Source organism: Nibrella saemangeumensis, from assembly GCF_039541915.1.
In the GTDB taxonomy this organism is placed as follows: domain Bacteria; phylum Bacteroidota; class Bacteroidia; order Cytophagales; family Spirosomataceae; genus Nibrella; species Nibrella saemangeumensis.
Genome location: NZ_BAABHD010000014.1, coordinates 95,643 through 117,326 on the forward strand (window position 1 = coordinate 95,643; position 21,684 = coordinate 117,326).

Annotated in this window: 15 protein-coding genes; 9 read left to right on the forward strand and 6 right to left on the reverse strand. The window is 59.2% G+C overall.

Annotated features, from left to right (window positions below):
- The first annotated feature begins 14 nt into the window (after positions 1-14).
- The 7 genes from ABD949_RS06585 to ABD949_RS06615 all read left to right on the forward strand — a co-directional run bounded on the left by ABD949_RS06585 (position 15) and on the right by ABD949_RS06615 (position 10,517).
- Positions 15-1,592, forward strand: coding sequence for a RagB/SusD family nutrient uptake outer membrane protein (locus ABD949_RS06585; protein ID WP_345241802.1), 1,578 nt, complete (start codon positions 15-17; stop codon positions 1,590-1,592).
- A gap of 34 nt (positions 1,593-1,626) precedes the next feature.
- Positions 1,627-3,123: a glycoside hydrolase gene (locus ABD949_RS06590; protein WP_345241804.1), complete on the forward strand. Its 1,497-nt coding sequence runs from the start codon at positions 1,627-1,629 to the stop codon at positions 3,121-3,123.
- A 9-nt stretch (positions 3,124-3,132) separates the two neighbouring features.
- Complete coding sequence (locus tag ABD949_RS06595; RefSeq protein WP_345241805.1) at positions 3,133-4,461, forward strand: GntT/GntP/DsdX family permease; 1,329 nt, start codon at positions 3,133-3,135, stop codon at positions 4,459-4,461.
- Position 4,462: 1 nt separating this feature from the next.
- Complete coding sequence (locus tag ABD949_RS06600) at positions 4,463-5,413, forward strand: ABC transporter substrate-binding protein (protein ID WP_345241806.1); 951 nt, start codon at positions 4,463-4,465, stop codon at positions 5,411-5,413.
- Positions 5,410-6,228: an amidohydrolase family protein gene (locus ABD949_RS06605; RefSeq protein WP_345241808.1), complete on the forward strand. Its 819-nt coding sequence runs from the start codon at positions 5,410-5,412 to the stop codon at positions 6,226-6,228. Before ABD949_RS06600 ends, ABD949_RS06605 begins: the two co-directional genes overlap by 4 nt.
- Positions 6,229-6,436: 208 nt before the next feature.
- Positions 6,437-9,574 (forward strand): PVC-type heme-binding CxxCH protein, encoded by a 3,138-nt coding sequence (locus ABD949_RS06610; protein WP_345241810.1) that lies wholly within the window; start codon positions 6,437-6,439, stop codon positions 9,572-9,574.
- A 31-nt stretch (positions 9,575-9,605) separates the two neighbouring features.
- Complete coding sequence (locus tag ABD949_RS06615; protein ID WP_345241812.1) at positions 9,606-10,517, forward strand: hydroxypyruvate isomerase family protein; 912 nt, start codon at positions 9,606-9,608, stop codon at positions 10,515-10,517.
- A 7-nt stretch (positions 10,518-10,524) separates the two neighbouring features.
- Here ABD949_RS06615 and ABD949_RS06620 read toward each other — a convergent pair whose 3' ends face one another.
- The 4 genes from ABD949_RS06620 to ABD949_RS06635 all read right to left on the reverse strand — a co-directional run bounded on the left by ABD949_RS06620 (position 10,525) and on the right by ABD949_RS06635 (position 18,145).
- Positions 10,525-11,952: a sulfatase family protein gene (locus ABD949_RS06620; RefSeq protein WP_345241814.1), complete on the reverse strand. Its 1,428-nt coding sequence runs from the start codon at positions 11,950-11,952 to the stop codon at positions 10,525-10,527.
- Positions 11,953-12,054: 102 nt separating this feature from the next.
- Positions 12,055-13,497 (reverse strand): RagB/SusD family nutrient uptake outer membrane protein, encoded by a 1,443-nt coding sequence (locus ABD949_RS06625; RefSeq protein WP_345241816.1) that lies wholly within the window; start codon positions 13,495-13,497, stop codon positions 12,055-12,057.
- A 19-nt stretch (positions 13,498-13,516) separates the two neighbouring features.
- The gene (locus ABD949_RS06630; RefSeq protein ID WP_345241818.1) at positions 13,517-17,077 is read right to left on the reverse strand and encodes a SusC/RagA family TonB-linked outer membrane protein; all 3,561 of its coding nucleotides are present in this window, start codon (positions 17,075-17,077) and stop codon (positions 13,517-13,519) included.
- Positions 17,078-17,107: 30 nt separating this feature from the next.
- A complete protein-coding gene (locus tag ABD949_RS06635; RefSeq protein WP_345241820.1) occupies positions 17,108-18,145 on the reverse strand; it encodes a FecR family protein in 1,038 nt (345 codons plus the stop codon).
- 247 nt (positions 18,146-18,392) lie between these two features.
- On the opposite strand from ABD949_RS06635, the gene ABD949_RS06640 reads away from it, so the two are divergent.
- Together ABD949_RS06640 and ABD949_RS06645 are read left to right on the forward strand one after the other, a co-directional pair.
- Positions 18,393-19,811 (forward strand): sensor histidine kinase, encoded by a 1,419-nt coding sequence (locus tag ABD949_RS06640; RefSeq protein WP_345241822.1) that lies wholly within the window; start codon positions 18,393-18,395, stop codon positions 19,809-19,811.
- Between the two features lie 3 nt (positions 19,812-19,814).
- Complete coding sequence (locus ABD949_RS06645) at positions 19,815-20,147, forward strand: winged helix-turn-helix domain-containing protein (protein ID WP_345241824.1); 333 nt, start codon at positions 19,815-19,817, stop codon at positions 20,145-20,147.
- On the opposite strand, the gene ABD949_RS06650 is transcribed toward ABD949_RS06645, so the two are convergent.
- Positions 20,127-21,005: a sulfate/molybdate ABC transporter ATP-binding protein gene (locus ABD949_RS06650; protein ID WP_345241826.1), complete on the reverse strand. Its 879-nt coding sequence runs from the start codon at positions 21,003-21,005 to the stop codon at positions 20,127-20,129. The genes ABD949_RS06645 and ABD949_RS06650 overlap by 21 nt on opposite strands.
- Positions 21,002-21,682, reverse strand: a complete 681-nt coding sequence (gene modB / locus ABD949_RS06655) for a molybdate ABC transporter permease subunit (protein ID WP_345241828.1) — start codon at positions 21,680-21,682, stop codon at positions 21,002-21,004. Before modB ends, ABD949_RS06650 begins: the two co-directional genes overlap by 4 nt.
- Between the last annotated feature and the right edge of the window lie 2 nt (positions 21,683-21,684).

Below are 21,684 nucleotides of genomic sequence, written 5' to 3' on the forward strand. Positions count from 1 at the left end.
CCGGAAAGACATTCATGAAAAAGATAAAGATTTCGATACTGCTGGCTGCGCTGCTGTCGCTCAATAGCTGCCACGAGAAGTTTCTGGAAGAGGAAGCCTACAGCTTTCTGACCCCGTCTAATTTTTACCGGAACGCCAAAGATGCGCAGGCGGCCGTTAATGCCGTGTACAAAATGCTGTACAACAACGACAGCGGGTACTACGACTACAACCTGCTGGCCATAAATGAGCTGACCACCGAAGCCGTGACCAGCATTCTGTGGGACAGGTCAGTCGACCACGGCCGGCTCGATACCTGGACCACCCGCGTGGGCGATGAGGCCAGCGTGTACCGGCAGACGTTCCAGATTGTCAACCGCGCCAATGCCGTGCTCGACAACGTCCCGAAGATTGCCATGGATGAAAAGCTGAAAAACCGAATCCTGGGCGAAGCGCGTTTTCTGCGGGCCCTGGCCTATTTCAACGGCGTCAGGCTGTACGGCGACCTGCCCCTGCTGACCAACGCTACCACCAGCCTGGATAACCTGAAGGTACCGGCGGCCCCGGCCGCTCAGGTCTACAACCTGGTTATCGAAGACCTGATGTTTGCGAAGGACAACCTGCCGTCGGTGAAGTCGTACGGGGCCGCCGACCGGGGCCGTGCCGGGCGCAGTGCCGCCAAGACGCTGCTGGCCAAAGCCTACCTCACCCGCGCTACCGTGAAGGAGCTGGCGCAGAACGACGACAACCAGAAAGCCGCTGCCCTGCTGCGCGAAGTGATTGCCGACGGGGACCACGGGCTGGAAGCCAGCTATGCGACTCTCTGGGATTACGAGAAGAACGAAAACAACAAAGAGGTCATCTTCGACATTCAGCTCACCCGTATCGGGGGCATGGGGGGCCGGCTTACCCGGCAGATTTCGACTGCCAACACAGGGAATACCTACGCCAGTTCGTTTTCGACCATGAACGTAGAACTGGATTTCTACAAATCCTACGAACCGGGTGACCAGCGCCGGGATGTGACGTTCGACGATTCGTTTGTGAGTGGCGGTAAGACCATCAAATTTAACCCCGAGGACCCAAGGGCCAATAACTTTCCGCAGGATACCCCCGGCTTCCGCAAGAATGTCGATTTCGACAAAACCGCCAATCTCGACAAGGAAGAGCCGAATTTTGTAGTCTTGCGCTACGCCGATGTGCTGCTGATGCTGGCCGAAGCCCTGACCGAAATCAACAAAGGCCCCAACGCCGAAGCGTACCAACTGGTGAATATGGTCAGACGGCGGGCCTTCGGCAAAGACATCAATACCCCCGACCCGACGATTGACCTGGCAGGCCTGTCGTACCCGGAGTTTCGGAAGGCCCTGCTGACCGAGCGCCGGAAGGAACTGGTGCTGGAAGGTCACGGCTGGTTCGACGGCATGCGCTTCTACGACATTTTCCTCAACAACGTGGACAAAGCGTCCGTCGGTGCCAATCCGCTGAAGTCGGAGCGGCCCAAAGAGGTTATCGACCGCGCCCGCATTGCCGACCCCAAATACCGCCTGTTCCCGATTCCGACGGATGTGATGGAGCGCAACCCGAATATCAAGCAAAATCCGGGCTGGTAGTAGTACGCAACGAGAGATTCCGTAAACTTAGTCCATGAAAAAAGCGGTAACCATTCTTGGGTTGATTCTGCTGTTTACCGGGCCGGCCAACATGCTGGCCCAGGTGAACGGTTTTACGGCTGTGCAGGCCGAAGTTGATTTCGCCAAAAAACTGCGTCCCTGGGACGGGTTCGGGTTTAATTACGTTGAAACCGCCCAGACCATCAATTACGCCAGTGACCGGCAGGAGTACGGCGGTTTCAGCCTGTTGAAAGAGCCGGACCGCCAGAAAATTCTGGACATGGTCTTTGGCGAAGACGGCCTGAAAGTGGGGCTGCTGAAGATGTTCTACGACCCGCACCACCAGTCGGCGGCCGGCAGCGATTTAGACCATGAGGCTTCAACCCAGTGGATTCGCTATTTCGCCCGCGAAGGGCTGAAACGCACCCGCAGCCGGGGTGCCGATTTGCAGATTATTACCACGCTGTACGGTCCACCGCCCTTTGTGACGCAGCAGAATACCATGCGCGGCCGCGACCTGAACCCGGCCATGAAAGGGGCGCTGACCAACTACCTGGCCGATTGGGTAAAGTACCTGCGCGATAAGGAGAAACTGCCGGTACGGTACGTATCGCTGCACAACGAAGGCGAAGACTGGTCGCGCTGGGATGCCGAGGATAAAACCGGCAATATCGGCACCGGCCACGATTACAATATGTATTGGTCGCCGGCCCAGACCGCCGAGTTTGTCAAGCTCACCCGCGCTGCGCTGGACAAAGCCGGATTGAAAGAGGTAGGCGTAACCCCCGGCGAAAATACCAACTGGTACCGGTTCAGCAACTGGGGCTATGCCTACGCGCTGGCCGACGACCCGGAAGCGCTCCGCAACCTCGGTCTGATTACCTCGCACGGCTTCTACGTGGGTTCCTACGGCCGCTGGTTCGGGGAGCATACCAGCGCGGGCACCGACTACCTGCGGGAGCGTCGGCCGGAGTTGCACGCCTGGGTCACCTCGACCAGTTGGAGCCAGATGGACACGAAAAATGTGAAGGAGATGCACGGCAACATCTACACCGCCAAGGTAAACGGCATTATCCCCTGGGCCGGTATTCAGCGGCCGTCGCAGTGGGTGGGTGGCGACCCCAATCCGGGTTCGGCTTTTACGGTGCGCGAAGACGGCAGTTACGAGGTACGGCGGGGGTACTATTTTTATAAGCAACTGACCCGCGCCGGCCAGGCCGGCATGGCCGTGGCCCGGACCAGTTCCATGGATTCCGAGATGCCCATCATTGCTTTTGCCGCCAACGGTACCCGCCACCCCGATGCTTTTGTGGTGACCAATATGTCGGCGTACAATCGGAAGGTGGTGGTGTCCGTCAAAGGCACCAATGCCCGCCGGTTTGCCGCGTTCCGGACTACGGAGAAAGCAGACCGCTACCAGAACGTGGCCTACGAACAGTATCAGGGTATTGGGGACTACAACCTGACCAATGAGGGTACGCTGCTGTACGACGCGCCGGCGGGGTCCGTTACCACGTTTTTCGCTAAATAGCTACCGGGCATGAACGCCTTACTGATTGTTGTTGCGGGCATTTTTCTGTTGCTGGGCCTGATGATCTGGCTGCGGCTGAACGCATTCATTGCCTTAATCATCACCTCGCTGCTGGTGGGGATTGCCGAGGGAATGACGCCGGAAGCGGCTTTAAAGTCGGTACAGAACGGGGTGGGTAGTACGCTGGGCAGCATTGCGCTGATTCTGGCCTTCGGAGCCATGCTGGGCAAACTGGTCGAAGAAAGCGGAGCCGCTCAGCGCATCACCTACTGGCTCATCAAGCTATTCGGGCCGGGGCGGCTGCAGGGAGCCTTGCTGCTGACGGGTTTTGTGGTGGGCTTGCCCATGATTTACAATGCCGGGTTCCTGGTGCTGATTCCGCTGGTGTATAGCCTGACGGCCGCTACCGGTCTGCCGCTGCTGTATATAGGTATTCCCATGTCGGCGTCCCTGTCGGTGGCGCACGGGTTGCTGCCGCCCCATCCGGCACCGACTTCCGTAGCCGCGCTGTACAAGGCGGATGTGAACCTGACGCTGCTGTACGGCCTTGCCGTCGCCATACCCGCTATTGCGCTGGCCGGGCTGTGGTTTGCCCGCTGGTTTAAGGGCTCCAACGCGCAGATACCGGCGCATCTGTTTACCTATCGGCCGAAGCCGGAGCATGAACTGCCCGGCATCGGCGTCAGCCTGATTACTACTCTGCTGCCGGTGGTGCTGATGATAGTGTCGGCCTTGCTGAGCGTGTTTTTTGCGCCGGAGTCTCCGTTCGTCAAAGCCGCCCATTTTTTAGGCGACCCCACCATTGCGCTGGGACTGGCGGTGCTGCTGAGTTGCTGGCTGTTGGGCGTCCGGCGGGGGAAAACCATGGGGCAACTGATGGAACTGGCCGGAACGGGCGTGAGCAGCATAGCCATGGTGCTGATGATTATCGGCGGGGGCGGGGCCTTTAAGCAAGTGCTGCTCGACAGTGGCGTAGGTGAGACCATCGCCCAACTGAGCGGCAGGCTGGCACTTTCTCCGCTGGTGCTGGCCTGGACGGTAGCGGCTCTGCTGCGGCTGGCGCTGGGCTCGGCTACGGTAGCCGCCATTACGTCGGCGGGTATCGTGCTGCCCATCGTCGGGATGCACGCCGGCGGAGCCGTGCCGCCCGAACTGCTCGTGCTGGCCTCCGGGGCGGGCAGCCTGATGTTCTCGCACGTCAACGACATCGGTTTCTGGATGTTCAAGGAGTATTTCAACCTCAGCCTGCGCCAGACCTTTTTGTCCTGGACCGTGATGGAAACCATTGTGGCCGTGGTCGGGCTGGCGGGGTGCTGGGGCTTAACGTATGTGGTGTGATATGAGACAATTCTTCATGGTCCTGTTGCTTTGGGCACTGGGCTGTCCGTTGGTCCAGGGGCAGAAGCGGGTGCTGTACATCAACTCCTACCACGAAGGCTACGGTGCCAGCGATTCGGTGATGGCCGGCATCCGGCAGACGCTGGCCCAGGCCGGCGGCATCGACCTGGAGGTGGTGTTTATGGATACCAAGCGCCATCCCGAACAGATGCAAACCAACGCCCGGCATATAGCGGAACTATTGAAACGCTGGCAGCCGGACCTGGTGCTGGCTTCCGACGACGATGCCGTGCGGGAAGTAGTGGTGCCGTATCTGAAAAACACGGCTATACCAGTGGTCTTCTGTGGCGTCAACTGGTCGGCGGACGCGTACGGCCTGCCGGTGGCCAACGTAACCGGGATGCTGGAAGTGGTGCCGATTCGCGAGACGCTGGAAACCATGAAACGCTACTATCCCACCGCCAAACGGCTGGTTATCTTATCGGAGAACAGCCCCGCCGAACAGAAAAACAAACAGGGGCTGGACACGATGTACCGTGCGCTGGGCTTTGAGCCGGTGTACGCATTCGTAGATGACTTCGCTACCTGGAAAATAGGCTTTCGGGAAGCGAACCAGACCGCCGACCTGATATACCTGCCCACCAACGGCGGCATCCGGGGCTGGCAAAACGAGGAAGCCAAAGCGTTTGTTGCCCGAAACCTGCGTCGGCCGGTGGTGGCCTGCGATGACTTTATGATGCCTTTTGCGGTGTACGGGCAGACCAAAGTAGCCCGCGAGCAGGGCGACTGGGCCGCTCAGACCGCTTTGCAACTACTACGGGGAGGCAGACCGGCCGATTCTCCGGTGACCCGCAACCGCCGGTCGGTCTGCTGGTTTAACCCGGCGCTGGCGCACCTGATTCAGTTTAAACCCGATACCGAACTCTTACACGCTTGCCGATTTGTACCATGATTATCGACGCAGATACCCATATTTCGCCCCGGCCGACGGGCGGCAACAGCATCACCATCGACGAACTGCTCCGGCGCATGGACCGGGCCGGTGTCGACAAAGCCCTGACCTGGATTCAGCCGCCCTACTGGCGACTAACCGAGGAGTCGAACCGCTACGTGTACCAGGCCACCCGAGACCATCCCGACCGCATTCTGGGTTTCGGCTGGGCCGACCCCAACTGCGGACTACAGTACGCCCTGGATGAGGCCAAGCGGTGTGTCGAGGAGTACGGCTTCTACGGAGTCAAGATGAACGGAGCGCAGAACGAGTTCTGCATCGACGACCCGAAGCTGGCCATACCCGTGATTGAATACATGGCGACTACCGGCAAAATGATGGCGTTCCACATCGGGGGCGATTCGCCGGAAAATACCCATCCGTTCCGGCTGGCCAGGATTGCGCGGCTGTTTCCGGAGATGCCCATCTTTAACGTTCACATGGGCGGGGCTCACTTTCATGATTTTGGGAATGCCGCCATTGAGTTTGCGCTGGAGTGCCCCAACATCACCATCATCGGCAGCGTCATCCGGTGCCAGCCGTTGCTTAAAGCCATCAAAACGCTGGGAGCCGGCCGGGTATGCTTCGGCAGCGACACTCCGTTTGAACTGATGCACGTGGAAGTAGCCAAATACCATGCCCTGCTGGACGGTGAGGTGACGCCGGCAGAAAAAGCCCTGATTATGGGTGGCAATGTACAGCGCCTGTTTGGCCTGGCTACCGCACCGGTCCCGGCAAACGGCCGGCTGGTAGCCGAGAACGAAAATCTCTTATAACCGCTCCCCAAGCAACCGGCAAAACAGGGCTGCTCCCTGACAGCAAGGACACAAACCAGCTTATTCGTATTCCGTAGGTACTATCTATCCGTACGCTGCCTTGCCGGAGGTAAACGCCCGGCAAGGCGGTTGTATTACAAGTGGTTTTGTGCAAAATAAACCAATAATTGGCTAACTTTAAAGGCAGTCCATTCCTAATCCCTGCTTTATGGTTTCTTTGAAGGTATGCTCCATCCCCCTGTTGCTGACTGGTCTGGTAAGCACCCTGCTGGTAACGTCCTCTTCCCGCTCGGTTCATACAGCCCAGCCGACCCTGCCCATAAAAGTGCCGGATGGCTACACGGTCGAAGTAGCCGCCGGCCCGGGTCTGGTCGATTACCCGATGTTCGCGACGGTGGATGAGACCGGACGTATGTTCGTCTATGAATCGACGGGCCATGTGTACAAGAAGACGCAGGATGCGTTTGATAATCCGCAGTTCCGCATCAAACTGCTGACCGATACCAACGGCGATGGCGTGTACGACAAAAGCACCATCTACGCCGACAACGTACGCTTCCCGCAGGGCGGTGTTTTCTATAAGGGTAGCCTGTATGCTTCGTCGGCCCCCGACCTGCTCAAGTTTACCGACACCGATAACGACGGCGTAGCCGACAAACAGGAGGTGCTGCTGACCGGCTGGGCGCTGAACGTCAACGCTAACAGCCTGATCGGGCCGTTTATGGGGCCAGATGGCTGGCTGTACATGACCGGGGCCCTGGTTGGTTTTGATGTTACCACCAAAGAAGGTACCCGGCTGAAGGGAGAGACGGCCCGCATCTGGCGGGTACGTCCGGACGGCTCGGGGCTGGAGTGGATTTCGGCCGGGGGGATGAACAATCCGGTAGAGCTAACCTTTACGGAATCCGGCGAACCCATCGGCACCGAAACGTACTTCACTGACCCGGTAGCCGGGCAGCGCGATGCGCTGGTGTACTGGACAGAAGGGGGCGTGTACCCCAAACCCAATAAGAAAACCGACCGCGACAGCCTGATACGCACCGGCGACCTGATGCCGGTGGTTACTAAATTCTCGCGGGTGGCTCCGTCGGGTATCGGGCGGTATCGGCACACGGCCCTGGGGGGCGATTTTAAGGATAACCTGTTCAGCGCCCAGTTTAACACGCACCGGATTCTGCGGCATAAGCTAATTCGGGAGGGGGCTTCATTCCGGACGGAAGACCAGGTGTTTTTTTCAGTGGACAGCGAAGATTCTCACCCGACTGATGTGCTGGAGGATGCCGACGGCAGTCTGCTGGTGGTGGAAACCGGCGGTTGGTTTATCCAGGGCTGTCCGCTCTCGCAGGTGTCAAAGCCGGAGCTGAAGGGGAGTATTTACCGGGTACGTCGGAAAGACGCTCCAAAGGTTGCCGACCCGTATGGGAATCAGGTTAACTGGGCTATACTGGAACCGGCTAAAGCCGGTGGCTACCTGGCGGATGCCCGGCCGTTTGTGACGGACCGGGCGGTGCAGCGGCTGGTGGATCTGGGACCGGCTGCGGTGGCAACGCTTACCGATTTGCTGCGCCGGTCACCCTCGGCCGATGCCCGTACACGGGCGGTGTTTGCGCTGTACCGGATTGGTACGGCTCCCGCGCTGGCTGCGGTGCGTTCGGCGCTGAATGATGCAAACGTGGAGGTCCGGGTGGCGGCTGCGCGGGCGGTGGGACTGGCCCACGATGCGCAGGCAGTGGGAAGGCTCCGCACAATGATTGGCAGTGACCAGCCGGCGGCTCGTCGGCAGGCCGCTACGGCGCTGGGGCAGATTGGCGATACGCAATCCATTCCGGCCCTGCTGGCCGCTGCCGGGAAGACGGACGACCGATTCGTGCGCCATGCCCTTATATACTCAATGATTACGATGAATCAGCCCCAGCCGGTAGCGCAGGCGCTGACGAATGCATCCCCGAAGGTACGCGTAGCGGCCCTGATTGCGCTGGACCAGATGCCGGCGTCTACGCTGCAGGCGTCCCAACTGACTCCCTTTCTGACGGGGATCGACAAAAATCTGCAACGGACGGCCCTTTGGGTAGCGTCGCGGCATCCGGGCTGGGCCGGAGATATGGCGGCTTTTCTGCGTAGCCGCTTCAAAGGCGCTCCGCTGACGGCCGACGAAGAACAGCTTTTCGGTGAGGTACTGGTATCGTTCAGCGGGAATGCCGATATGCATCGGTTTATGGTGGAGCAGACGCAGGGGGCTTCCAAAGAGCGCAAACTGTTCCTGCTGTCCGCCATGGCCCGCTATAGCGGTGAGAAACTACCCCCGGCCTGGGTGGAGCAGCTTGGCCGTGAACTCGTCTCAGCCGGTGACCCACCCGTGCAGGCCCGCGCCCTCGAACTGGTTGGCCTGCGCAATATTACGTCATTGAGTGAGCCGCTCCGGCAGGTAGCGAATGATAACCAGAATGCGGCCCCGCTGCGGATTGGGGCCATTGGCGCCCTGCTGAAGACGCAACCAGCGTTCTCTGAACCAGACTTTGCCTACCTGTATCAACAGTTATCGACTGGCCATGATGCGCCAACACGACAGCAGGCGGCTACGGTACTGGCGCAGGGAAAATTGTCAGAACCGCAGTTGCTCAAACTGGCCGAAGAATACCTGCCTAAGGCCGATGCGTTTATCCTGCCCCGGCTGGTGCCGCTATTCCGGGGCGGCCACTCGGCACCCATCGGGAATGCGTTAGCCGCTACACTCGCTAAATCGGCCAGTCTGGATAGCTTTTCGGAGGAAAACCTGAAAGCCGTGTTCGCGCAGTACCCGGCTGAGGTTCGTCCGGCCGTCGACCAGTTGATGACCAAACTGCATCAGGTGCAGGGCGAGCGGCTGACCCGGCTCCAGGCGATGGAACGCCAGATTGCCAAAGGCAACCTCGACCGGGGCCGTTCGCTATTCTTCGGAAAAGCCACGTGCTATACCTGCCACAAACTGGGTAGTGAAGGCGGGAAGCTCGGCCCCGACCTGACATCCATCCAGCGCGACCGCTCGGCCCACGACCTGCTGGAGGCCATTGTCTACCCCAGCGTCACCTTTGTGCGGGAGTACGAAACGTACCGCGTCAAAACCAAAACCGGGGAGTACGTCGGTATCATTCAGGAGCAGTCGCCGGCCATGGTGGTGCTGGGTACGTCGCCCCAAACGGCGGTCCGGCTGCCCCGTGCGGAGATTGTGTCGATGGAACTCCAGAATACCTCGTTGATGCCGCAGGGCCTGGATCAATTGCTCACGGCCCAGGAAATGGCCGACCTGATGGCGTTTCTGCTCGCCCAGGACCAGGACCCCAAAACCGATCAGGTTCTGTTGCGATAAGCGTCTCTCAAAACCTAAACCCCCATCGCGTATGGAACGCCGTCTCTTTTTGAAACACAGCCTGTTTTCCGGAGCTGCCGTGCTGCCAGTCCTGGCCGTTACCGCTTCCGCCAGGGCTGAAGATCATACCCCATTTAAAACCAAATTTTCGCCCGAGTTTGGCATTTTCAGCGCGTTGGCCGGTACCGATCCGGTGGAGCAGATCAAGTGGGGCCACGACCAGGGATTCCGGGCGTGGGAAAATACCATGCTCAAAAACCGGCCGGTCGCCGAGCAGGAGCGCATCAGCAAAGCCGTTCAGCAACTCGGCATGGAGTTTGGGCAGTTTGTCGGTACGCTGACCTTCAAGGATGTGACCTTCGCCGGCCGCGACGCCGGTCAGCGCGACAAAGTGCTGGCCGATGTGCGGGCCTCGGTAGAGATTGCCAAACGGATGAACACAAAGTTCGTTCACAACGTGCTGGGCATGGCCGACCCGAAACTTCCCTGGGATTTCCAGATGGCCAACGCCATCGACCTGCTGAAGCGCATCGCCGATATCTACGAACCCCACGGGCTGGTGATGGTCATGGAATCCATGAATCACAAGATTGACCATCCCGGTATGTTCCTGCATACCATCCCGCAGGCCTACGCCTTAGCCAAAGCCGTGGGGCGGCCCAGCGTAAAGGTCCTGTTTGATTTCTACCACGTCCAGATTCAGGAAGGTAACGTGCTGCCGACGCTGGACTATGCCTGGGACGAAATCGCCTATATCCAGGTGGGTGATACCCCCGGCCGGAAAGAACCAACCTCCGGCGAAATCAACTACCCAAACGTACTACAACACCTCTACAACAAAGGCTATCGGGGCTTTGTCGGCCTGGAACACGGTATCAGCAAACCCGGCAAGGAGGGTACGCTGGCCGCCCTGCAGGCCTACCGGGCTATCGATATCAGATGAATCGAATCTATTTGAGCCGGTAGGTGGGGTATTCGTCAAACCGGTTGTCCGTTGGGACAAGGCGTGGGTCGCCGGTCTGCTTCATCCAGGTATTGAGTTGCTGCCGCAGTTGGGTCAGTTGGCGGGCATAGGCTTTGTTGCCGGCCAGGTTGTTCAGCTGATGCGGGTCTTTGCGGACATCGTACAATTCTTCGGCCGGGCGCTGCCCATAGGCCAGCGTAAACAACTGCTTCTCCTGCGCTGAGGCTGGTTGTCGCTCCTGCATACCGGTGCGGTAAAAGACTTCGCCGGCAAAATAGCGGTCGGGCCGGCAGTTGCGGATGTACAGAAAATCGTTCGTCCGGACGGCCCGCATGGGGTAGCTCAGGCGGCCGTCGGGCGGGAGCGAATCGCCCATGGGAATGTAATGCACTTCACGTTCGAGATAGACGGCTTTGGGGGCGGGCGTATTTCCTTTGAACAGGGGCATCAGACTGGTAAATGACAGGTCCTGTGGTTGTAACCCGGCGGCTTCCAGAAACGTGGGGGCCAGTTGACCCAGATTCACCAGGGCATCCGTCCGGCCGGCGTTAACCTTTCCCTTCCAGTACACCAGCATGGGCACCCGCGTACCGGCATCGTACAGATTGGTCTTGGCGCGGTCAAACGGGTGGCCGTTGTCGCTGGTGACGACAATGAGCGTGTTGTCCAGCCGACCACTCTTCGCCAGAGCATCCAGCGCTTCGCCCAGCTTCTTGTCCATCAGTTCAATGCGGTGGTAATAATCCAGTAGATCGCTACGGGTAGCGGGCGTGTCGGGCAGGTAAGGTGGCAGGTCAACGGCTTCCGGGCGGTAGCCGGCCTGAATGCCTTCGCCGGGGGTAAAGGGGCGGTGGGGTTCGCCGGTACCGTACCAGAAACAGAACGGCTGGTCGGCGGGGAGCTGCTGCAAGAAGTCGGTAAACGATTTATAGCGCTCACCAGCCGGGTTACTGGCGTAGCCGTCCGGGTGGCTTTTCCAGCCGGGCAGCCAGCCGCCACCGGGGCCCCAGCCTTTCTCGCAGTAGCCGGTGCGGTAGCCGGTTGCCTGCAGCCGATCGGGATACACCGAAAACTTTTTCGGCAGGTAGCTCCACAGGTTGGCACCCGCTTCGAGCTGGTGCGGGTAGCGGCCCGTTAGCACGGCTGCCCGGGAGGGGGTGCAGGAGGGCGATGCACAAAAGGCCTGCGTGAACAACAGACCCTGCTGCGCCAGCCGGTCAAAATGGGGTGTTTTGGCTACCCTGTCGCCGTAGATGCCGGCATGGGGAAAGCCCCAGTCGTCGGCGAAAAAAAACAGGATGTCAGGCCGTTGCGGAGGAGCTTTTCCTGCATGGCTGGTCAGCAGCAGCCAACCGGCCAGCAGACAGGTCCCCAGCAGCAGGTAAGTAATGGTACGGTGGAACAGGAATAGCATAAGTAACGGATACGTGGCGGTATGGGCAGGCTAAGAATTGGGGCGCTGATGCAGCGCCCCATTACCTGTATCCCTAACCATTGTTTAACCCTATTTGCAAGATCAATAACCCGGATTCTGGGCCAGCGCCGGGTTGAGGTCGCGCTCGCGTTGGGGCACTGGAAACAGCAGCTGGTACGGCTGAATCCGGTAGTTCTTGGCCGTCAGCACCGGCTGCGCTACGCCAAACCGCAGCAAATCGAACCAGCGGTGGTTCTCAAAGGCCAACTCCACCCGGCGCTCCTGCAGCAGGGCGGTGCGGAAGGCGGCCTGACTGGGTACGTCGGCCTGCGTCAGGTCGGCTAAGCCGGCCCGCTTCCGGACCCGGTTCAGGGCGGTGAACGCTTCGGCATTGCCGTATCCCTGCTCGTTGAGTGCCTCGGCCAGCATCAGCAGGACATCGGCGTAACGCAGCACAATGAAGTTGTCGTCGTGGTCGAGCGTGGCGGTGGGCGGGCTGCTAAACTTTTTCTGGTAAAAGGACAGGGGCGGATTGCCGCGCTCGCCCGCCTTTAACTGCCCAATGGACAGGTCTTTCCGCAGGTCGCCTTTTTCGTACGCATTCACCAGGTCTTCGGTCGGCACATTATTGCCCTGCCCACCGCCGGAGTTGCCGCCCCAGATGCGGGCATCCTGCGGAGACATGGCGTCGGCGAAGGGGCTCCCCTCGCGGTCGGTGCCCAGCCCGGCCTTGAACTGAATCTCAAACAGCGATTCCTTGTGGTTGGCGTTGTTGGGCCGGAACACGTCGGCGTAACCGGGTAGCAGATCGAACTTGCCGGAGCTGACGATCTCCCGCAGCCGGGTGGTCGCTTCGGTATAGTTTTTCCGGGTCAGGTAGACCTTGGCCAGTAGCCCTTTGGCCGCCCAGCGGGTAGCCCGGCCAATGTCGTTGCCCGTATAGGCGTCCGGCAGCTTCTGCTCCGCCGATTGCAGGTCCGCAATGATCTGGGCGTACACTTTATCGACCGGCTCCCGCAACTGATTAAAGGCTTCGAAGGGGTTGACCGTCGGGGTAATTACCAGCGGTACCTCGCCAAACAGCCGCACCAGGTTGAAGTAGGTATAGGCTCTCAGGAACTGCGCTTCGCCCTGGAACTGATCTTTCGCTTTTGAGTCAATAGCGGTAGCCTCCAGCTTGCTGAGTACCAGATTGGCCCGGTTGATCAGCTGGTAGGAGGTCTGCCACTGGGCCTGCATCAGGCGGTTGTCGGTGAGTACCCGGAACTCATCAACCTGGTACCAGGTCTCGCCAAACGAACCCGGCGTGGTGACGGTGAGGGTATTGTCCGATACCAGCTCCATCATGCCCCAGCTGGACTCCTGGTAGCTGCGGTTTTGCAGCGCATCGTAAACGCCCCGCGTAGCCAGGTTGAAATCCCCGGCGGTCTTGAAAAAGTTTACATCACTTACCTGCGAACGGGGACCCAGTTCGAGGTACTGCTCGCCACAGCCGGTTAGCAGTACGGCAGTCAATACGGATGCGTATATGATTCTTGATGTCATGGTCTGTCAGGTTCTTAGGTTAGAAAGTTACCGCTACGCCAGCCGTGTAGGTACGGGCAATGGGGTAGCCGCCGGCGTCGATACCCTGCTCCAGCGCACTGTCACCGCGCTCGTTGGTTTCGGGGTCAAAGCCACGGTACTTCGTGAAGGTGTACAGGTTGGCTCCGTTAACAAACAGGCGGGCACTGGCCAGGCTGATTTTTCGGGTCCACTCGCCCGGTAGGGTGTACGACAGCGCGACGTTGCGTACGCGCAGGAAAGAGCCGTCTTCTACGTAGAAGGTCGAGAACGCATCAGGCGGATTGTTCCGGGGGTTCAGAATAGCGCGGGGCACATCACCGTTGCCGGGCTGCTCGGGTGAGCGCCAGCGGTCGCGGGTGATGGCGTGCTGCCGCAGGTTGCCATTCATATTGCTCATCCACCGCAGCGGCAGGTTGGCGACCTTGTTGCCCACCGAGCCGTTGAGCAGCACACTCAGGTCGAAGCCCTTGTAGCTGAAGTTGTTGGTCATGCCAAAAATGAAGCGCGGGAACGGGTTGCCGATAAAGGTACGGTCGTCGTTGTTGATGACGCCATCGTTGTTGACATCCACAAACCGGCGGTCGCCCGGCTGCGCAAGGGGCTGAACCTTCTTGCCGTCTTTGGTGTAGCTGTCCACCTCCTGCTGGTTCCTGAAAACTCCGCCGTTGAGCAGGCCGAAGAACTGCGCCATGGGCTGGCCGACCTGCGTAACCGACAACTGCGCCACGGGCGATGCATCGCCGAACAGCCGGGTACCGGCGGCTCCCAGATCCAGTACTTTGTTCTGGTTCGTAGACAGGTTCAGGTTAGTGCTCCAGCGGACGTTGCCCGTCAGATTCTGCGTGTTCACGGTAAACTCCCAGCCTTTGTTCTCAATGGAACCAATATTCTGGAGCGCACCCGTAAAGCCGCTGCTCGACGGGATGGCTACGCTCAGGAGCAGGTCGCGGGTTTTATTGTAGTAGTAATCGACCGTTAGCATAATGCGGTTGTTCAGCAGGCCGATGTCGACCCCGGCATCCCATTTGGTGGCCGTTTCCCAGGTGAGCTGGTTGTTGCCGATGTTGGCGGGTATAATGGCGTCGATGACACTGCCCAGGCCGGCTCCACCCACGTACTGGCCGGGATTCAGCAGGGTCTGCGCCGAATAGTTACCGATCTCGTTGTTACCGGTGACGCCGTAGCTGAGCCGCCATTTCCAGTCGGAGATGGCTCTGACCGGCTTCAGGAACGACTCTTCCGACATCCGCCAGCCGACGGCGAACGACGGGAACGAGCCGAACTTCTTCGCGCTGCCGAAGCGTGATGAGCCGTCCGTCCGGTAGGTGGCCGTTAGCAGGTAGCGGTCGTTGAAGCTGTAGTTGATCCGCGCCAGGTACGACAGCAGCCGCCACTGTTCGCTGTTGGCCGAACCCTGATCGGCCGGGCCGATGGGGTACGGAATGAGGTCGTTGGGCAGCGCAGCCCGACCCACCGACATAAACTCGGTGGTGGCCTGCTGCACTGTATACCCGGCCAGGGCGTTCAGATTATGCGCTCCCCGGTTCCAGTTGTACGAGAGCGTGTTTTCGTTCAGCCAGTTCAGGATTTCTGCCGAGTTGGTATTGGCCGAGGGAACGGTCGGTGGCAGGGCAGTGGTGCCGTACTGCGAGCTGAAGAAGTTGCGGTTGCGCGTGTTCGACACATCGGCTCCCAGCGTACTGCGCAGGCGCAGGTTCCGCAGGACTTCAATATCCAGGTAGGCGTTGGACAATACCCGTCCGATGCTCCGGATACGGGTGGCTTCGCTGGCCAGCGCTACCGGGTTGAACATGGCGGTTACGTTCAGCCGGGAGTCGGCAATCTGCTGGCCGTACGAGCCGTCGGGGTTATAGACCGGCACCCCCGGAAACATCAGCAGGGCCGTGTTGATGATACTCTGGTTGTTGAAGTGCCCCGTGGCCTGTACAATGTTGGCCGTGGAATAGGAAGGAGCCAGGCTCACGCCCATTTTCACGCGGGGGCTGAGGTCGGCGTCCAGGTTGGCCCGGAAGGAATAGCGCTTGAAATCGGAGTTGATGATAATACCCTGCTGGTTGAACAGCCCTCCGCTGACGGCGAACCGCAGCTTGTCGGTGCCGCCCGACACGTTCAACTGGTACGTCTGAATGGGCGCTTTCCGGAAAACGGCTCCCTGCCAGTCGGTGGTGGCGGTATAGCTGTTGGGGTCGATCATACCATCGGGTATGCGGAAGGCCCCCCGGTTGGCATTGGGCGTTGCCAGGTACGCGTCGAGCGACTGGCTGGCGGGGCGCAGGTCGGCGCGGGCGTTCCAGCCGTTAATGCGGGCTTCGCTGTATACCTCGGCCTGCTCGCGGGCCGTAAGCTGCGGAATGGTGCGGGCCACTTCCTGCCAGCCGGTGGAGGCATTGAATTCCACCTGTGTTTTGCCGGACTTCCCGCGTTTGGTGGTAATCAGCACCACGCCGTTGGCACCCCGTGAGCCGTAGATGGCCGTAGCCGACGCATCTTTCAGGATCTCCATGCTTTCGATGTCGTTCGGGTCAATGGAGTTCAGGGTATTTAAGTCGTTGCCGCTGGGAGCCGTAATGGGGAAGCCATCGACCACGTACAGCGGCTGGTTGTTGCCGACGGTGCCCATACCACGAATCCGGACGGCTACGCCACCACCCGGACCGCCCGACGTCTGCACGACCTGCACCCCGGCTACCTGGCCCTGCAACTTCTGGTCCAGGCCGGCTACCGGAATGTTTTTGATGGCTTTTTGGTCGACCGACGCAATGGAGCCGGTAATATCCCGGCGGTTCTGCGTGCCGTATCCCACTACCACCACCTCGTTCAGCGACTTGACATCGGCCGCCAGCGTGATGTTAACGGTGGTGCGGTTGCCTACCGGTACTTCCTGCGGCAGGTACCCGATAAAGGAGAAGACCAGGACGGCATTCTCGTCGGGTACGCTGATGGAGTAGCGGCCGCTGCCGTCGGTCACGGCTCCGGTCTGGGTGCCTTTGAGGGTGACGTTAACCCCCGGCAGGCCTTCGCCGGTATCGCCCGCCCGGACTTGTCCGGTTACCGTTACGCGCATCTCCGGCACCGATGCCGTCATGGATTGCATCGGATTTAAGGTGGGTAGGGTGGTCCGGTTGGCCGAAGGGTCCAGATCGGTAGTGGCCGAGGTTTTGGGCTGTACCTCCCGGATAGTGCGGCTTTTGGCTGGTTCATCGGGCAGGATCACGTACACGTTCCTGTCGACTTTCTCGTAGCGCAGATTGACCGACCGCAGCAGCTGCTGGATCTGGTCATCTACCGGGGCGTTGGTGGCCGGTCCGGCTTCCACGACCTTGTTCTCAACCGTTTTGCGGTCGTAGGAGAAGGATACGCCGTGTTTGCGGCTCAGTTCATTCAGGACCTGTTTCAGGGGCCGGGTGGCCGGCGTCCGCTGTTCAGTACGCTGCTGCGGCTGTTGAATGGAGGCTAGGGTCTGGCTGTGCGACGCGTTCAGATTGAACAAAAGGATCGCTAACAGACCAGCACTGGTCGTACATAGTGGTTTTTTCATACAGGTAATCGGTCTGCTCGGGGGTAAGGCTTACAGGTTTGTCTTCGTGCGTTGCGAACGGATCAGGATCTGGTTATCCTGCCGCGTGATTTGTAGCTGGTACGTTCGTTCAAGGGCTTTCAACAGGACATCGACGTTGCCTGACGGAAACGTTCCGTTAAATTCCTGCTGCGCTAAGGTTTCATCTTCAATGGTCACCGTCAGGCCGTAGTTGTCTTCCAGTAACCGGGCAATGTCGGTCAGTGACGTATTTTCAAAAATCAACTGGTTCTCGGTCCAAGAGGTGTAAACCTCCGGATTTACCTGTTTCTTCAGGAGCCGGTCTGCTTTGGGTTGTATGTCCACCAGTTCGCCCGGTTGCATCACCATCTGCTGCCCGGCCATCTGCAGCCGGACTTTGCCGGAGGCCAGCATTACCTGGGCGTGGTCGTTGCGCCGGGTCACGGTAAACTCGGTACCCAGCACCTCGACATTAAACTCTGAATTGGCATCTACAACAAAGCGCTGGTCGGTGGCCGTATGCACGACCGAGAAAAAGGCTTCGCCGTTCAGCTTCACCTGCCGGACCGCCTGTTCCTTCAGGTTACGGGGATATGCCAACGAGGAGTTGGCGTTGAGCACCACCGTAGAGCCGTCGGGCAACTGCACCGTCCAGGTTTCGCCGTAGCCGGTCGCTACCTGCACCATACCGCCCGCTGATTGCCGCCACAGGTAGAAACCCGCCACCGACAGCAGCACCGCCAGGAATACAGCCGCATACCGGCCATATTGCCGCCAGAAACCACCCAGCGGCACCGGTTCAGCCGCTACGGCAGGTTGGGTCCGTGGCTGGTCGAGCATCGGTTGCAGCTTCTGCCATTCGGCCGACACGTCGGCGTCGGTCAGGTCGTCGGGAAAGTCGATGGCCTGAATCAACCGGCGGGCCTCCGTCACCCGTTGGGCCTTGTCGGGGTGCTCCGCCAGCCATTGCTGCCAGAAGCGGTCCGATTCGACATCGGGGGCTTTGGCCCACTGCTGAAAGTCAGGGTCGAGCACAAAATCTTCTACGGTAAAGTCGTCGTAGCGCACGATGGTACTGATTTAGGGTAATGAGGAGAATCCGGATTCAACTATAAAGAGAAGGTTGCCGGCTGTTTGTCGTGTCGGAATAGAAACTTTTTTTGAAACTATTGGAGTGGCGGGTGCTTTTTCGTGACCGGGTACCCCTGACGGGCGGACAATTTCGGGTAAAGCTTTTTTTGTAAATAGGTAAGTTTATGCGGAAACTATTAATTTGAATCGGCATCACGGCCGGCAGTGCCGTTTTTAAAGCTTTATGAACATAATTTCGTTTCTCATTGCTTTCTTTCTCCTCCGGTTTCTCCGGCAGTCACTTCAGGATTCGCCCCTGTTGCCTTATTGGGAAAACAGGCTGTTTATTGCCCGTAATTTAGTCATCGCTATTCTGGTAGTGGATGTCCTCACCTTCACTAACTTCGATACCGTTACGAACTGGCTGTGGCACCTGCTGATTCTGGCCATTGTCGGGGTCGCTTATCTGCTGGAGGAGTTTCGCTCGGCCCGGCTTATGTTGTATGCGGTGGCGCTGTATGCCGTATTGGCACTGATGGCCAGTATCGTTGGGCTTTGGGATGAAGCATTGTACGAAACGCTGGAAAACTACATTGAGTCGGCCGGGGTGTTTGCGGTGATCTGGGTAATTGTGATGTGGCGAACGACACAGAAGCAGCAGAAAGCCCTGGAAGAAGAGCGGCAGAAGCGGTTGCAGGAAGAAGAGCACAGCCGGATTATTGCGGCTAAAAAAGACGAACTCGAAGCCATGGTGCAGGAGCGTACCGCCGAGATTACCCGCCAGAAAGAAGAACTGGAACACGCGCTGGCCGATTTGCAGGCTACCCAGGTTAAACTGATCCAGCAGGAGAAAATGGCCTCCCTGGGTGAACTGACGGCCGGTATTGCGCACGAGATTCAAAACCCGCTCAATTTTGTCAACAACCTGGCCGAGGTGAGTGCGGAGCTGGTGGCGGAACTGAAGGAAGAAAGGAACAGGGAGACGCGGGATAAGGAGCTGGAGGAAGAAATTCTGACGGACCTGAAAGATAGTCTGGAAAAAATTACGCACCACGGCAAGCGGGCCGACAGCATTGTGAAAGGGATGCTGCAGCATTCCCGCTCCAGCAGTGGTGAAAAACAGCCCACTGACCTGAACGCCCTGGTCGATGAGTACCTGCGGCTGGCCTACCACGGTCTGCGGGCGAAAGACAAGAGCTTCAACGCCGATCTGCGGGTGAACCTGGACCCGAATCTGGGTAAAATAAAATTAGACCCTCAGGAAATCGGCCGGGTGCTGCTCAATCTCTACAATAATGCCTTTTATGCCACTCAGGAAAAGGCCAGGGTGTTGGCCAACGGCCGGGGCACGCCAGCCCGGGGCACGCCAGCCTACCAGCCGCAGGTATCGGTCAGTACCCAGATCAGGCCCGCTGCGTCGGAAGAAGATGTCGACACCGTGGAGATCCGGGTGAAAGACAATGGGATGGGTATTCCGCAGGAGATCATCAACAAGATCTACCAGCCTTTCTTTACCACCAAGCCCACCGGGCAGGGGACCGGGCTGGGCCTGTCGCTGAGTTACGATATTGTCACCAAAGGACACGGGGGCGACCTGAGCGTTGAAACAGAGCCGGGACAGTATTCGGAATTCATCATTCACCTGCCCTGCCGAAGCGCATAACGTATGAAGCTACGACTTAACGGACGGATCTGGCTGGAAGGCGACGAGCGGTTTATGGGGATCGGCCGGATGGAGCTGCTGGAGCATATCCAGCGCACCGGCTCGATCAACCAGGCTGCCAAAGCGATGAAGATGTCGTACAAGCGGGCCTGGGAACTGGTGCATTCCATGAACGAGCAGTCGCCGGCCCCCCTGGTGGTGACCCAGACCGGCGGAGAGCGGGGTGGGGGCGCCCTGGTCACAGCGGAAGGCGAGCGGTACCTGGCTTATTACCGGGAGCTTCAGGCGCGTTTTCAGGACTTTTTACGGGCCGAGTCAGCCGCCATTCCGTTTTAACGGCTGGTAACTCGGGCTGTTCTCCTCCACGACAACCACAATGCGGTCACCCACCTGCACCGGACTCTCCGGCACCAGCACCTCCGTTAGCGCACCCTCAGTCGATACCGTTAGCTGAAGCTGAGCGCCCTGCCGCTGAATGGCGATAACCGTACCCAACCGGCCCGATGGCCGGGCCGCGCCGGATGAACCAAACAGCGCAGCGGGTGCCCCCTGCCGGTCTATCTTACCCGCCTGCAGGCTGATAACCCGGTCGGCCAGCCGGATGATTTCGGCATTGTCGTGGCTTACCAGTACGGTGGTCAGCTTAAATTGTTTATGTACCTGGCTGATTTCTTCCTGTAAGCGCAGCCGGGTTTCGGTGTCCAGGGCCGACAGGGGTTCATCTAGCAGCAGCAGCCGGGGTTGCCGGGCCACTGCCCTGGCCAGCGCTACCCGCTGCTGCTGACCGCCCGATAACACGGTTGGCCGGCGGTTGGCCAGCTCCGTCAGGCTCATCATCTCCAGCAGGGTATCCACCAGCGCCCGGTTTCGCTGATCGGGTAGGGCGAACCGCAGTTGCTCCCGGATGGTCATGTTCGGAAACAGCGCGTAGTCCTGAAACACCACGCCCACAGCCCGGTGCCGGGGGCCAACCCAAAGGTGTTGCCGGTGATCAAACCAGGTCTGGCCGTTGGACCGGATGTACCCCGACTCGGGTTGCTCCAGGCCGGCCAGCATGCGCAGCACCGTGGTTTTGCCCGCGCCGGACGGACCGTACAATGCCAGGAACTCGCCTTCGGCAATGGTGAAGGAGACATCCAGCCTAATGGGCCCCTGAGCGGAATGCAGGGACCTGGTCACATGCAGTTCCGTCATATGAACGTTCGGGTGCGCAGTTTCTTGTTGAACCAGAATAGAACCAGTAAGATGGAAAACGTAAGCCCCAGCAGCACCAGGGCGTAGGCGTTGGCCCGGTCGTAGTTCAGGCTTTCCACTTCATCGTAGATGGCAATCGAAGCCACCCGGGTTTTGCCCGGAATGTTACCTCCGATCATCAGCACCAGCCCAAACTCGCCAATCGTATGGGCAAATGCCAGCACCATGCCACTGAGCAGGGCCGGTTTGATATTGGGCAGCAACACCCGCCCGAGCGTGGTGAGTTCCGACTTACCCAGCGTAAACGACGCTTCTCGTAAGGATGCGGGCAGATTCTGAAAGCCGGATTGGATCGGGTGAACCATAAACGGCAGGCTGTAGAACAGCGAACCGACCAGAATACCCGTAAACGTAAAATTTAACCGCAGCCCCAGCGTATTGATCAGCCAGTAACCCAGCATGCTGTCTTCGCTGAAGGCAATGAGCAGGTAAAAACCCGTTACCGTCGGCGGCAGCACCAGCGGTAAACTAACGACCGCTTCAACAAACGGTTTCAGGCGGAACGTGCCGTAGGCCAGCCAGTACGCCAGCGGAATGCCAATGACCAGCAGGACGGCGGTAGTCAGTCCGGCCAGGCTCAGGGTCAACAGCAGGGTTTGGCTAAAATCGTCGGTCATGG

What these genes read in the sequence shown, in the direction of transcription:
- ABD949_RS06585 (WP_345241802.1), top strand. Translation starts at nt 15, where the DNA reads ATGAAAAAGATAAAGATTTCGATACTGCTGGCTGCGCTGCTGTCGCTC.
- ABD949_RS06590 (WP_345241804.1), top strand. Translation starts at nt 1,627, where the DNA reads ATGAAAAAAGCGGTAACCATTCTTGGGTTGATTCTGCTGTTTACCGGG.
- ABD949_RS06595 (WP_345241805.1), top strand. Translation starts at nt 3,133, where the DNA reads ATGAACGCCTTACTGATTGTTGTTGCGGGCATTTTTCTGTTGCTGGGC.
- ABD949_RS06600 (WP_345241806.1), top strand. Translation starts at nt 4,463, where the DNA reads ATGAGACAATTCTTCATGGTCCTGTTGCTTTGGGCACTGGGCTGTCCG.
- ABD949_RS06605 (WP_345241808.1), top strand. Translation starts at nt 5,410, where the DNA reads ATGATTATCGACGCAGATACCCATATTTCGCCCCGGCCGACGGGCGGC.
- ABD949_RS06610 (WP_345241810.1), top strand. Translation starts at nt 6,437, where the DNA reads ATGGTTTCTTTGAAGGTATGCTCCATCCCCCTGTTGCTGACTGGTCTG.
- ABD949_RS06615 (WP_345241812.1), top strand. Translation starts at nt 9,606, where the DNA reads ATGGAACGCCGTCTCTTTTTGAAACACAGCCTGTTTTCCGGAGCTGCC.
- ABD949_RS06620 (WP_345241814.1), bottom strand. Translation starts at nt 11,952, where the DNA reads ATGCTATTCCTGTTCCACCGTACCATTACTTACCTGCTGCTGGGGACC.
- ABD949_RS06625 (WP_345241816.1), bottom strand. Translation starts at nt 13,497, where the DNA reads ATGACATCAAGAATCATATACGCATCCGTATTGACTGCCGTACTGCTA.
- ABD949_RS06630 (WP_345241818.1), bottom strand. Translation starts at nt 17,077, where the DNA reads ATGAAAAAACCACTATGTACGACCAGTGCTGGTCTGTTAGCGATCCTT.
- ABD949_RS06640 (WP_345241822.1), top strand. Translation starts at nt 18,393, where the DNA reads ATGAACATAATTTCGTTTCTCATTGCTTTCTTTCTCCTCCGGTTTCTC.
- ABD949_RS06645 (WP_345241824.1), top strand. Translation starts at nt 19,815, where the DNA reads ATGAAGCTACGACTTAACGGACGGATCTGGCTGGAAGGCGACGAGCGG.
- ABD949_RS06650 (WP_345241826.1), bottom strand. Translation starts at nt 21,005, where the DNA reads ATGACGGAACTGCATGTGACCAGGTCCCTGCATTCCGCTCAGGGGCCC.
- modB (WP_345241828.1), bottom strand. Translation starts at nt 21,682, where the DNA reads ATGACCGACGATTTTAGCCAAACCCTGCTGTTGACCCTGAGCCTGGCC.